Origin of the sequence: Catonella massiliensis (assembly GCF_016651435.1) — a bacterium.
GTDB classification, from domain to species: domain Bacteria; phylum Bacillota; class Clostridia; order Lachnospirales; family Lachnospiraceae; genus Catonella; species Catonella massiliensis.
The window spans coordinates 930,600-943,700 of the sequence record NZ_JAEPRJ010000001.1 but is presented as its reverse complement, the minus strand read 5'-3'; the positions used below and the strand labels follow the sequence as shown (position 1 = coordinate 943,700).

Sequence of the window (13,101 nt, the reverse complement as noted above, 5' to 3'; positions counted from 1 at the left end):
CCCCGAACCCACCCTCGCAGCTTAGTCAATGTATGGTGTTATCTCTTAAACAATGATAATTGATACGCTTGTACTCGATAATGGTCATAACAATAAGGTGGGGATTCGAACCCCGGCTTACCTTAAGCCAGCCATATTTGAATGAGCAAAGCTCGAAAAGTTTACATTCGCCCTAATTTGCTACCAACTAAGTAAATTAAAATCACGTACTAGTCTTCAATAAGGTCTGTACTCCAGTTTGTTGCCTGAAGGCTGTTGTCAAGCAGTCTAATCTCTTTGGAAAGCTTATCGACTGTTTTCTGAAGGTCAGTTACTTTGAGAGTAGGAACAATCTTAATCTCAGTTCCTCTTGCCCTTCCTGCCATACTGCTTGCCTCATAGACAAAATCCCTATATGCCCCTGCCTTAAGAATGAGGGCATCTTTCTTGGCAATTACTTCTGTAATAGTCATATCACCAATCTTTGTCTCATTATTAGTCTTATTTATCTTGCTTGCAAGAAAACCAAATCTTTCTATGCAACCATCTAATTCCTTTATAAGTTCCTTAGGATTCTCAGCAGGCTCTTCGCCCTCCTGTACGAGTGCATTATTTCTTATCCTCGACCTGAGTCTTTCTATGTTGTTAACTAAATCAGCTCTTTCCTGTAATGCCTCTGCAAGTTTCATATCATACCTCCATTCAAATTCTGATATTATTTATCTTTCATAATAAACTACTTTCGTGATAAAAACAAGGCAAATTACTTAAGCTAATCTAACATTATAAATCCGCCTCAAGCTCCCTACTGTGCTTTCCCATAGGAATGACTATAGGTGCATCTGAAGTAGGATCTGTAATAACCTTGCTATTAAGCCCGTATACATCCTTTAAAGGAATGGATTATGCTGTTCTTACAGATGAGGAAAGGAGAAGCTTGAAATCTGTAGCTTTGCATCCTTGAGTTAGTGTATAATTATCATTGGCAATAGCAAAAAAAGAAGGGGTTGCCCCCTTCCCAATCATACAGTTTTATTTTATTATTGATTTGAGAAAAAAATAACATAAAGGAAAAAAACTGTATGACTAATGCTATTGTAAAAGAAAAAAAGATTTCATTCAAGACCTTAGAGAAGAAAATTTTTGAAGAGGCCTGCAAGCTTGCCAGGGAACACACTAAAATCATACTTGAAAACTATGATGATATTCTTTCAAAAGAGAGGGATACTTCTAAATATAGGAATAAAGGAAAGAGAAAGACTTCGATAAGAACCGTATATGGAGATGTCGAGTATGAAAGAAGGGTGTACCAGACAAGGCTTAGAGATGGAACGAAAGCCCATGTTTATCTTCTTGATGAACAAATGGGTATGGAGAAGATAGGCTTAATATCTACTAATCTTGCAGAGAAGATCGCCAATTCAGTTACGGAACTCCCGTACAGGGCATCTGCTGAGATGTTAAGTTCTTCTACAGGACAGACCATAAGTGCGGGAGGCGTATGGAATATAGCCCAGAAGCTTGGTCAGAGGATAACATCAGAAGAAGACCTTGATGTGAAGAAGATGAAGGCAGGCAGACCTGATGGGAAAAGGGAAATCGGAGTTCTTTTTGAGGAAATGGATGGAGTATGGCTTTCGATGCAGGGCAGAGGGCATAAACGCATGGGTAAAAAGGAGATGAAGGTCTTTACCATGTATGAAGGCTGGGATGCGGAGAAGGAAAAGGAAGGGCGCAGCACTCTAGTGGAGAAAGTGGTGTTTGCAGGCATGGATGGAAGCAGTGGATTCCACAATAAAAGAGAGGCCGTGATACAGAAGAAATATAACCCTGACGAAATAGGCAGGCGTATCTTAAATGGAGATGGTGGAAGCTGGATAAAAGAGCCTTATGATGACGAGGCGGTGTTTCAGCTTGACAGATACCACATTTATCAGGAAATTTTAAGGAAAATAAGCAGTAAAGCTGTACAAAAGGATATACGAAGGCTCTTTGATTCAGAGAAGATTGAAGAAATGTTTGATTATATACGTGAGTATATAAGAGTAAGTAAAAGCGAAGATGAAAGCGATAAAACCAGTAAAAAAGCCGAGGAGCTGTACGCCTACCTTCACAATAACAGAGAAGGGCTGCTACCGTACTACAAGCGGGGAATAAAACTCCCAGAACCTGTAGAAGGCATCATTTATAAAAACATGGGTATACAGGAAACACAAAACTGTACACTGATAACGCTGAGAATGAAGCACAGGCGCATGAGATGGTCAGAATCAGGAGCTGATAACCTTGCGAAGCTTCTGTGCAGGAAAGAAAACAAAGACCTGATAGAGACAGTCGAACGTTACTCTGGGGAATTGATATTTGATGAGAGCCAGAGCGAGATAAAAGAGCCTCTCAGCGCTTCAAAATCACCGTTACGAGACGGTAAAGGGCTTCCATATATGGAAGTAGGCAGAGGAAGTCTTCCACTAACCGGTACACCATTAACAGCAGGTAGAAAGGCATTAAGAAATTTTATACTTGGCAACTAAAGAAAAAATATCTGTTCAGTGCATAATCTGGGCTTGTTTGTGATACAAAAAAATAAAAAAACAATGATAAAAGAAAAAGGTAAGGAAATTTGCCAACGAGTACTTGACACAAACCATCCTTGATAGCCGTATTGACAATTCTGCATAGTGAAATTATAATGAACTTTAGGTTTATTAAAGAAAAACTTCCCTCTTTTAGCTTCCGGACTTGCCGTTAAAATGAGGGGGGGATTTTAGGAGGAATAAAATGGGACTCTTAGACATCGTAAAAAAATTAGCTACAGGAGCTTCCGACGAGGACAATCGGAAAAATAAGGCAAGGATGCGGGAAATCTTTAATTCACTGGTAGAAAGCGGGGACGACTACAAATTAATTTATTGTCACTTGGAGAATTATAACGATGTAGTTGTGGCTAGCGTCACTGTCCACAGCAATTTCATTGTAGGCTACAAACCTGGAGAAGTTGTTGTGATTCAGGTCAGTCCGGATTTGACGGAGTACGGAGAAGCAGAGGTCTTCAACAAGGAAAATGGCGGACAAGTCGCCGCTTCTTGGACAGGGTTTTGTTCGGTAGCGAAGGAAGGAAAAATGTATCAGCTTGAGCCGATTACCTATTCGCCCGGCATTAATAGGGGAGCGAAGTATTCTGTGGCGGTAACACAGTCCGGTGAAGAAGTCTCAGCCTTTCGTAAGTTTTGTAAAGCAGGCTTCTAAAGAAAGGCTTCTAAAGATATATAAAACAAAAGAGTATTTGACAAGGCAGGCACTTGCATTTTTGCAGGTGCTTTTTTATTTTCCCAATATGACTCAGTTATCATGACCATTTCGGGTATCGGTTACATCAACGGCGGAATGATACTCTGTGAAATAGGTAATATTCACCGTTTCTCCAGTCCCGGTAAGCTGCTTGCCTTTGCGGGCCTTGATCCTTCTGTATATTACATCGATAGATCTTCGGGGGGGCTTATTTACAGTGTCCGGTTTTTTGTCCGTCCCCCTCTCTACAAATCTACAAATTACTTAAGCTAATCTAACATTATAAATCCGCCTCAAGCTCCCTACTGTGCTTTCCTATAGGAATGACCATAGGTGCATCTGAAGTAGGATCTGTAATAACCTTACTATTAAGCCCATATACATCCTTTATAAGTTTCTCACTTATTACATTTTCAGGTCTTCCTTCAGCATAAAGATTCCCTGATTTGAGGGCAAATATATAGTCTGCGTATCTTACAGAGAGATTGATATCGTGAAGAACCATAATGATGGTAGTCTTCTTAGTCCTGTTTAGCTCTCCAAGCAAATCAAGTATCTCTACCTGATATGCTATGTCAAGAAATGTCGTTGGCTCATCTAAAAATAATATATCAGTCTGTTGCGCAAGTGCAAGTGCTATCCACACTCTTTGGCGCTGTCCTCCGGAAAGCTCATCTACCGCCCTGTCCCGAAGCTCGGTTATGCCCATAGTCTCCATGGCTTCATCTATAGCCTTAAAGTCTTTATCATCCATTCCCCTAAATACCTTCCTATAAGGGAAACGTCCTCTGCTAATCAAATCATAGACGGTTATTCCCTCAGGCACCAGTGGTGATTGTGGCATAAGACTTATTATTTTAGATATTTCCTTAGATGAATACTCGGATACAGCCTTATTATCCAGATAAATATCTCCACTCATAACTTTATTTAATCTGCAAAAGGTCTTTAGAAGAGTAGATTTGCCACAGCCGTTTGCGCCTATGATTACTGATATTTTACCTTCGGGTATGGTCAGATTAAGTCCATTTATTATAGCTTTCCCGTCATAACCAGCTACCAGATTTTTGGCTTCTAATATGTGTTTTCCCATTAATTCACACCTCTTCTATTCATTCTAATAAGCAGATACAGCATATATGGTGCTCCTAAAAGCCCAGTAACAACACCTACAGGATAGTGTACAGGAAATGCATGAAAAGCAACTAAATCTGCTCCTAAAGTAAGTACCGTTCCTACTAGTCCCGCAGGAATAAGACTTGATTTCCCCTTTCCTGCAAGGCTTGCGGCAATAGGCCCTGAAAGAAAGGCTACTGACGCTATAGGTCCTGTGACAGATGTTGCAAATGATACAAGTATAACTGCACCTATAATCATTACCGAATAGGTAAGTCTTGTATTAAGTCCAAGTGATACTGCAAAGTTATCTCCCAGAGGAATAATCTCCATATGCCTTGATAGTGAAGTGAGTGCTACAGTGATTATCCCGACCACAACAATAAGTGCAGGCACATCTTCCATCTGCACTCCATTTAAGCTACCACTAAGCCACTGCATGGTAGTTCCTACATCATACTCCGCAGCTTTTGCCAGCAGATAAGAAGTAACTGCTCTTAAAAGTGCTGAAATTCCTATACCTATAAGTATCATTCTTCCATAGGTAAAATGCCCTTTAATCACTGACAGTTTGTAAATAATTAAAGCAGTTGCAATACCAAATATCATCGCGAGCACGGACACTATGCTTCCCCTAAGTCCAAGCACCAGTATCAGAAAAACTGCTGCAGTGCTTGTTCCTGCGGATATACCTATTACATCAGGTGAGGCGAGTGGATTGTGTAACAATGTCTGAAATACATAGCCCGCCACTCCAAAGGCAAACCCTGAAAATACAGCTCCCATCATTCTCGGCAGCCTCACACTTTCTACTGCATAAGATACTCCTTCAATAGTTTCGCCAAGTAAAACCTTTATCACATCTCCTATGGGATAGGACACACTCCCTAAGCAAAGTTCACAGGCTATCAGTATAAGAGTGATGGTAAAAAGAGCAAGTACAACCAGTCTCCATCTAAGAGTCCTTTTCTTATATCCTGCATTTAACTCTGTCATAGACTCTTTACCCTCCCTTTCCTAATGGCCAGAATGAATACCGGTGCACCGATGACAGCAGTAACTATCCCCACTTCAGTCTCTCCCGGCAAGCTTATTATTCTTCCTATTATGTCTGAAACAAGCATTAGTATAGCTGAACCCAGAAAAGAAAGAGGCAGCATCTTACTCATTTCGCTTCCAAATATCAGTCTTATAATATGAGGTATGATAAGCCCTACAAAGCCTATTGGTCCTGCAAGTGCTGTAGTAGCACCGCATAATAGTACTGATGAAAGTGCTCCTATTGTTCTTGTCATCACTACATTAGTTCCAAGAGCCGTAGCGGCTTCATCTCCTAAAGCCAAATTATTCAAATACCCTGAAATGAACATTGATATAATAAATCCCACTATTAGGAATGGACTAATGAGCATAATATTTTCCCATGTTGCACTTCCTATGCTCCCTACCTGCCAGAACCTAAAAGCTTCCATTACCCGGTTATTTGGTAACATTATGGTACTTACAAGTGAACCTAAGACTATGCTTACAGCCGAACCTGAGAGTGCCAGTTTTAGCGGTGTGGCACCGTCTTTGCCCATGCTTGCTACACTGTACACAAAAACTGCAGTAACTCCTGCTCCTATTATGGCAAGCCATATATACTGATACGCAACTGTAATATTAAAAAATGCTATACCTGCAACCACGAAGAGTGAGGCCCCGGTATTTACACCAAGTATACTTGGATCAGCAATAGGATTCCTTGTTATGCTCTGCATAAGAGCCCCTGATATGCCAAGTGCTCCTCCCGCAAGTATGCCAAATACGGTTCTTGGAATTCTTTGTAATATTATAGTCGCCTCAAGGCTATCAGGAGCATTTCCAAGGAGAACGTCTATAACCTTAGTAAATGCTATACTTTTAGCCCCCAAAGATATTGAAAATATTGCCATAATAGAAAGCAGGGCCAAGCATAAGATGATAGAAAATACAAACTTTTTCTTTCCCATGTTTACCCTGCCTTTTTATTTATTTAACTACTGCATTTATTGCTTCAAGATAGTTCACAAGCTCTGCCTTTATAGAAAGCACTGAAGGATTGCAGGCTGCAGCAAGATTGCCGTTGCTGTCAAGCACCACTACCCTGCCCTCTTTGACTGCCGGAATCTTAGAGAAGATTGCATCTTTCTTCAAGGCTGCAACTGTCTTATCATCACCGTAAGTTATGATAATGTCTGTATCACTTAGGGCATCAACTGCCAGTTCAGAAGATATCTGCACATAGAATGCATTTTTATCTTTTGCCTGTGCCTCTACCTTTTCAGGAAAAGTAAAGCCTAAGTCTGTAAGATATGCCCCTCTTGGATCTGCTGTTCTATAAACGGAAAAGTTACTTAGGTCAGCTGCATTAATATAACACATTGCTACACTCTTGTTCGCAAGATTAGGATATTTTGCGAGGTTTTCTTTTATGAATGCATCTGTATCAGAAACCAGCTTCTCTCCCTCGCTCTTTAGTCCCAAAGCCTCTGCGGCCTCAACTGTCTGTTCTCTCCAGGTGGTCTTCCAAGCTGTTTCTCTGAATGGAAGGGTTGGTGCTATCTCAGAAAGGCGCTTATATGCCTTTTCATCCATTCCTGAGTAAGGAGCTACTATTATATCAGGCTTGGCTGCTGCTACAGCCTCATAGTCATAGCCTTCAAGGTCGTTAAACACATTGGGATTTTCTGTACCAAGCTCCTTGAATTTTGCCTCAGTCCAAGGCAAAAGGCCCTTATCAGTAACAGGTCCCCAGTTTGCCCTAGCTGTTCCTACAGGAACAATTCCAAGAGCCAAAACCGCGTCCGCATTGTTCCAGTCAAGTGTTACTACTCTTTCAGGTTTTGACTTAATTACAGTCTCCCCGTATGCATGCTTCATTGTTATAGGAAATGAAGCCATAGCTGTGGAGCTTGATGAAGCACTGCCCGTAGAAGCGGAACTTGATGCGGTAGACGTTTTGTTGTCTTTAGCCTCTGTGGATGATGACTTTGCTGAACTTGTCACGCTTGCGGTCTTGGACGCAGCAGAATTTGCACTCTCTCCATTCTTAGCTCCACAACCTGTAACCAAGGCAACTGCAAGCGCCATTGGTATTACTGCACTTAATACATTTTTAATTCTCATAATTTCCCTTTCTTCACACGTTTTACAGAGAATACAACAGTTATGCATTTTCCCCTCATAATTGCAATTGCATATCTTTTGCACTTTTCTGTGTCTTATTATGTTATGGCTTAAATATAACAATTTCGTAAATAATAATCAATATCATTATTATACAAATTTTATATTTTTTTAAGATTCATTTAGTGCAATATTCAATAATCACCTGCCCACCTTCACCATCTTATCAAACCTATCATAATTGTTTATATTGGACACTAAGGTTTCATCATATTTATATTGTAATTCATCTATATGCTGTAAATCCTTGCGTAAATTTATATTATTTTTAATGATTCTTTGACTTAACAAATCTTAATAAAAATGTTATAATTAGATAGATAACTATAATTTGCCTAAAATATTTATGGATATTCATATTTTAGCTTTGTTATCCTTTTATCAAACTCATAAATTATGAGTATTGTTAATAATATCACAAAATCGGTTTCGCTTTGTGGAAGCCTTATTTGTGGTTTTATATTTGTTCTTTACTAAACTAAAACTTAAGGAAGGGATGCCTATATGTTTATTGCGAGACAGCCCATATTTGATAAGACCAAAGAAGTATATGGATATGAGTTGCTTTTTAGAGGCAGCAATACATCCGACGCTTACAACGGTACCAGCGCCGAAAGTTCGACTGCTGTAGTGCTCGGTGGGCTTTTTGAGATTGGAGTAGATAAGATAGTTGGAGATAAAAAGGCCTTTGTCAATTTCAACTACAATTCACTTATGTCCAATTCCATTGAGCTGGTAGATCCTTCTACCCTTATCATTGAGGTTCTGGAAGATGTCGAAGTTGACGCACGGCTTATGCGCCGTTTAGATAGTTTGCATAAAGAAGGATATCGTATTGCCTTAGATGACTTTGTACAGAGCATCAAAGACTTTAAGATAGTTCCGGTTGCTGATATCATCAAATATGACCTTATAGCTACTCCTCTTGATACAATTCAGGATGAGGTAATGGAAGCACTCAGGCGTAAAAAGGTGCTTTTAGCTGAGAAGGTTGAAACTGAGGAAGAGTTCATAGCCGCCCGTAAAATGGGCTTCCAACTCTTTCAAGGTTACTTTTTTAGTAAGCCTGTTATAATTGCGGGGCTTAAAGGCAAGAAACCTGATATCACTATATACAGAAGGATACTTAATGAGCTGCATCAGGAAGAACCTTCTTTCCAGGGACTGGCTGAAATACTTGAAACTGATGTTTCAGTCGCATACAGACTGGTAAATGTGGTCAGCAAGAAGAATGAACATGACATACAAAAAGGACTTAAATCAGCACTTGTCAAGATGGGACTTACCGACTTTGAACGCTGGGTGCATATTATGATGCTACAGGATCTCTCTGTAAATAAGCCTCACGAGCTTATAAGGACTTCTCTTATACGTTCAAAGTTTGGAGAGCTGGTTGCCAATAATACCGGAAGCCTCTATACAAGGGCTTCTGAAGTATCGCTTATGTGTCTCTTTAGCGTACTGGATGCCATGCTTGATCTCACAATGGAAGAAGCTATGGCTGACTTATCCATAAGCAGTGATATCAAGGATGCTCTTGTCAAACGAGAAGGCCCTCTTGAACCTGTTCTTGAACTGGCAGAAGCCTATGAGCAGGCTGACTGGGAGAAGTTAGACCGTATAGCATCTAAGCTTGGTATTGACTCAAACCGCCTTGGAGGCTGGTATATGGAGTCCATTGAATGGTCAGATAGAATCATGGAGGGCGTATAAGAAATTCCTGTTAAAATTATAATACATCTCCGGGAATAAAAGGAGTCAGGTACATTCCACCTGACTCCTTTTTTATGACTAAATCACTGCCTCTAATCTCTCGTATAATAAAACCTTTTCTACTACTCTATCCTCGCAGCGGCTATAACTAAATTGCGTCTACTGCTCTATTCTCGCAGCAAATTAACTATATTTCTCCAAGCATATTTTCAGGATCTTTTTCTGCCTTAACCTTATCATTAGCTTTGATTATGATTCCATCTTCATCTATTAGATAGGTAGTCCTTACAACCCCCATATACTCTCTTCCTGCCATCTTCTTTTTATGCCACACGTCATAAGCCTTGATTGCAGTTAACTCCTCATCAGAAAGAATAGTAAATGACAGTGAATTCTTTTCCTGAAATTTCTTGTGTGAAGCCACACTGTCTTTGCTTATTCCAATCACCTCTACACCTTTTTCAGTAAAAAGAGGATATCTCTCAGAATATCCACAGGCCTGCTTTGTACAGCCCGAGGTACTATCCTTTGGATAAAAATAAAGTATAAGCTTCTTTCCTTTGTACTCTGATAGCGAATGCATATTGCCATCCTGATCCGGCAAATTAAAATCCGGTGCCTTTGTTCCTACTTCTAACATAGTCCCTCCTATTCTGTGCTTATTCCTGATCCTCAGGGAACATAACCAAATCCCTTACAAATACCTCAATGAACTCACGACATCCGCCACAGCCGGTGCTACAGCCTGTTATCTCAGAAACCTCTTCGAAGGTCTTTGCTCCGCCATTCACAGCGTCAATTATCTGTCCATAAGTTACACTTTCACAATTACAAGCTATTTTATCTCTTTTCATATTATTTCCTTTTCTATTTTTATTTTAGTTACAAAAGTCAATGAATCCTATTGAAAGCAAGCCACACTGAATTCACTGGTTTTAACTCCTAAGCATTAAATCAAGTCTAACTTAGTCTAAATGGTTATCCTATTTTTTTCAAGTGTAAATGCAAATATCGTCATTTTTACCATTAAAATAGCCTTATAACGAAATCAATCCCAAAGCTTACCCCAAACTTCATTGCAGACCTTTTTACAGAAATTTAGTGAAAACATATAGTCCTGTGTCTTCATTACATTTTTCTTTGCGAGTTCTTCTGTATATTGGGTTAAAGGATATATACTGGAGCCAAATCTTGTTCCACCGTTATGCATAACAGTCGCCTTCACTCCGTATTTCGCTATCCTCACCTTATTATCAGTCCCTCTTTTAAGCTTAACCTTGGCAAGGCCTCCTACATATCTGTCTCCAACCCTTCCATCTGACATGGTGCTGTTAACAAAGTTCCCAAGTGAATAGTATACCAGCATCTTATGTCCTGTTTTCTTATCTGTCACATATTTAATAGGCTCTATTACATGTGGGTGAGCGCCAAGCACAAGGTCAACTCCGTTTTCCACAAATATCTTGCTCCAGATCTTTTGATAATCTGAGATTCCTCTAAAGTACTCCGTCCCCCAGTGTGGGCATACTATAGTAAAGTCTGCCTCCTTTTCAGCCCTTTTTATATCATTTATTACCTCATCTTTTACAAGATAGTTGACTGCATAAGGCATATCCTTTGGAAGAGGGATTCCATTGGTTCCGTAGGTATAGTTAAGAATCGCAACTTTTATTCCGTTTTTCTTGTAAATGCAGAGCTTCTTTTTCTGAGCCTCAGAGGTATTTATACCAACAGTCTTTATCTTAGGATATTTTTTCCAGAAGTTAAGACAGTTGTATATTCCCTGCTTCCCCCTGTCAAGTGAGTGGTTGTTGCTTTGAAGAACTACATCAAAGCCTGCATTTGCAATTGCATCTCCCAGTTCATAAGGACCATTGAAGGTAGGATAGCCACTTACCCCAAGCTCTTTACCGCCAAGGATTGTTTCCTGATTGACTATAGCCAAATCTGCTTTTTTGATAATGGGCTTAATTAGCTTAAATATTGGATTGAAATCATAGCCTCCCTTTCCATCCTCCGACCAGTAAGCAAGCCGTGTGTGTAAAAGTACATCCCCCGCCATAACAAGGTCAAGCTCGTTTTCCTTACTTTTCTGCTTTGCTTCCTTAGCAGTTTCATTTTTAACTTCATTTCCTACTTCATTATCTGCAAATGCCTTATATTGCGATGTTATATTGGCAGTAAATAAAACCAATGAAAGCCACAATGTTACTATTTTTTTAAGTTTCATAATCCCCCTTCTTTATATAGACATTAAGATACAGCGTCAAAATAGGCTTCATTTTTACATATAAGCTCGTAAAAACTCTTGCCATTTTGACTGCTGTATAATACTATTTTTTAATCTTAATTGCTAAAAATCTCTTCTCCATTTGAAAGTACCCTAAACTTCTTAGTCTTAAAATCAGCTATAAGTTCAGCCCTTTCTCCCTCAGCCTCTCTAATTATGTGAAGCTTATCCTCATCAGTATCAGGTATTTCAAACTTACCATCGAGGGCAAAGGCCTTAGAGGTATTTCTAAACTCCATAAGCTTAAGCAAATCTCTTACTACAGGGCGTTCTACCTCTTTGTCCACTTCCTCCAAGGTGTAATAATGCCTGTTGATGTTTCTACCTACTTTAGTTTCTTCAAGAAGCTTAAGGTCGTTCTTACCTGCAAGAAGTCCCACATAGTACACCTGAGGTATGCCCTTTGCAAAGAACTGTACTGCCCTTGCTAAGAGGTAAGCATCATCATGGTCTCCGAGAGCCGCATAGTATGTACAGTTCACCTGATAGATATCAAGGTTGTTGTAAGCGGCTGTATTGTATATCTTCTTAACATTGGCGCCAAACTTAAATATATCTTCCTTTGTTCTCTCAATCTCTTCATCAGGAAGCAGGTCCTTTACATCTACCACACCTATACCATCGTGTGTGTCAAGAGTAGTAAACTGCTTGTTAGGAGATTTTAGCAGCCATTCTTTAAGATGCTTTGTCTGTCCATAGTAAAGCGAATTGAGAAGAAGCATAGGAAGGGCAAAGTCATAAACAAAGTAACCCTTTTCTGCTATCTTAAAAGGAATGGTGTAATGCTCGTGAATCTCAGGAAGAATGGTAACTCCTGTAGGTGAAAGTACATCAGTAACTTCTGATAGAAGCTCCCATACATAAGGCTCTACAAAGAAACAGCTTGTACCCGCTTTCTTTGTAGCATAGGCAAAGGCATCAAGCCTTATAATAGCGGCTCCCCTCTTTGCCATACTTGTAAGGTTGTCAACGAGGAACTTTTTGGCAGTATCTGAAGGGCAGTTAATATCTATCTGCTCTTCGTCAAAGGTACACCATACCTTCTCTGTAGTTCCGTCTTCAAAATGTGCCTCTACATAAGGTGCTCTAGGCTTTCTCTTGTAGATGGCATCTACCTCAGCTTCTGTAGGCTCTCCATTTTCCCAGAAATCCTTGTATCTGATAAACAGGTCCTTGTACGGACTCTTATCCTTGTTTTTGAGAAAGTCCTTATAATAAGGACTTTGCGCACTTATGTGGTTTAACATATAGTCAAACATAAGATAATACTTCTCAGAAAGCTTCGTAACATCATCCCAGTCACCAAAGGCCTCATCCACTACATCGTATCTCATAGGAGCAAAGCCTCTGTCGCCTGACGATGGGAAAAACGGCAGGATATGGACTCCTCCAACAGCCTTACTAAAATGCTTGTCAAGCACCCGAGATAGGTCCTTAAAGTTATTTCCCATGCAGTCAGCATAGGTGATGAGCATAATCTTGTTCTCAAGTTTCTTCATAAGCGCTTC

General features: G+C 39.9%; 13 protein-coding genes. 4 read left to right on the top strand and 9 right to left on the bottom strand.

Translation table 11 applies throughout. The features are described 5' to 3' along the window. Window positions 1–209: 209 nt before the first annotated feature. Window positions 210–668, bottom strand: a complete 459-nt coding sequence (locus JJN12_RS04200) for a DIP1984 family protein (protein ID WP_208428505.1) — start codon at window positions 666–668, stop codon at window positions 210–212. Between the two features lie 393 nt (window positions 669–1,061). Between JJN12_RS04200 and JJN12_RS04195 the strand changes: the two genes are divergently transcribed. The 3 genes from JJN12_RS04195 (at window position 1,062) to JJN12_RS14620 (ending at window position 3,540) form a co-directional block, all read left to right on the top strand. Next, window positions 1,062–2,510 carry an ISLre2 family transposase gene (locus tag JJN12_RS04195; RefSeq protein WP_208428032.1) on the top strand — a complete coding sequence of 483 codons (1,449 nt, stop codon included), beginning with the start codon at window positions 1,062–1,064 and terminating at the stop codon, window positions 2,508–2,510. 247 nt (window positions 2,511–2,757) lie between these two features. After that, a complete protein-coding gene (locus JJN12_RS04190) occupies window positions 2,758–3,225 on the top strand; it encodes a hypothetical protein (RefSeq protein WP_208428504.1) in 468 nt (155 codons plus the stop codon). 102 nt (window positions 3,226–3,327) lie between these two features. Beyond that, entirely contained in the window at window positions 3,328–3,540 is a 213-nt protein-coding gene (locus JJN12_RS14620; RefSeq protein WP_408610907.1) for a transposase, read from the top strand. 7 nt (window positions 3,541–3,547) lie between these two features. On the opposite strand, the gene JJN12_RS04180 is transcribed toward JJN12_RS14620, so the two are convergent. Genes JJN12_RS04180 through JJN12_RS04165 form a run of 4 tightly spaced genes read right to left on the bottom strand, consistent with a single transcriptional unit; the run spans window position 3,548 to window position 7,530 of the window. Continuing rightward, window positions 3,548–4,360 (bottom strand): ABC transporter ATP-binding protein, encoded by an 813-nt coding sequence (locus tag JJN12_RS04180; RefSeq protein ID WP_208428503.1) that lies wholly within the window; start codon window positions 4,358–4,360, stop codon window positions 3,548–3,550. Beyond that, entirely contained in the window at window positions 4,360–5,379 is a 1,020-nt protein-coding gene (locus JJN12_RS04175) for a FecCD family ABC transporter permease (protein ID WP_208428502.1), read from the bottom strand. Before JJN12_RS04175 ends, JJN12_RS04180 begins: the two co-directional genes overlap by 1 nt. Further along, the gene (locus tag JJN12_RS04170; protein ID WP_208428501.1) at window positions 5,376–6,374 is read right to left on the bottom strand and encodes a FecCD family ABC transporter permease; all 999 of its coding nucleotides are present in this window, start codon (window positions 6,372–6,374) and stop codon (window positions 5,376–5,378) included. Before JJN12_RS04170 ends, JJN12_RS04175 begins: the two co-directional genes overlap by 4 nt. Window positions 6,375–6,393: 19 nt before the next feature. After that, window positions 6,394–7,530, bottom strand: a complete 1,137-nt coding sequence (locus tag JJN12_RS04165) for an iron-siderophore ABC transporter substrate-binding protein (protein WP_208428500.1) — start codon at window positions 7,528–7,530, stop codon at window positions 6,394–6,396. 564 nt (window positions 7,531–8,094) lie between these two features. Here JJN12_RS04165 and JJN12_RS04160 point away from each other — a divergent pair. Continuing rightward, window positions 8,095–9,303 carry an EAL and HDOD domain-containing protein gene (locus JJN12_RS04160; protein ID WP_208428499.1) on the top strand — a complete coding sequence of 403 codons (1,209 nt, stop codon included), beginning with the start codon at window positions 8,095–8,097 and terminating at the stop codon, window positions 9,301–9,303. A 187-nt stretch (window positions 9,304–9,490) separates the two neighbouring features. Here the strand turns inward: JJN12_RS04160 and bcp are convergent, their stop codons facing one another. From bcp to gtfA, 4 genes are all read right to left on the bottom strand, one after another. Beyond that, window positions 9,491–9,943 (bottom strand): thioredoxin-dependent thiol peroxidase, encoded by a 453-nt coding sequence (gene bcp, locus JJN12_RS04155; protein ID WP_208428498.1) that lies wholly within the window; start codon window positions 9,941–9,943, stop codon window positions 9,491–9,493. A gap of 19 nt (window positions 9,944–9,962) precedes the next feature. Beyond that, window positions 9,963–10,157: a (2Fe-2S)-binding protein gene (locus JJN12_RS04150; protein WP_208428497.1), complete on the bottom strand. Its 195-nt coding sequence runs from the start codon at window positions 10,155–10,157 to the stop codon at window positions 9,963–9,965. 194 nt (window positions 10,158–10,351) lie between these two features. Next, entirely contained in the window at window positions 10,352–11,533 is a 1,182-nt protein-coding gene (locus JJN12_RS04145; protein ID WP_208428496.1) for a CapA family protein, read from the bottom strand. 116 nt (window positions 11,534–11,649) lie between these two features. Then, window positions 11,650–13,092 carry a sucrose phosphorylase gene (gtfA, locus tag JJN12_RS04140; protein ID WP_208428495.1) on the bottom strand — a complete coding sequence of 481 codons (1,443 nt, stop codon included), beginning with the start codon at window positions 13,090–13,092 and terminating at the stop codon, window positions 11,650–11,652. Window positions 13,093–13,101: the final 9 nt, after the last annotated feature.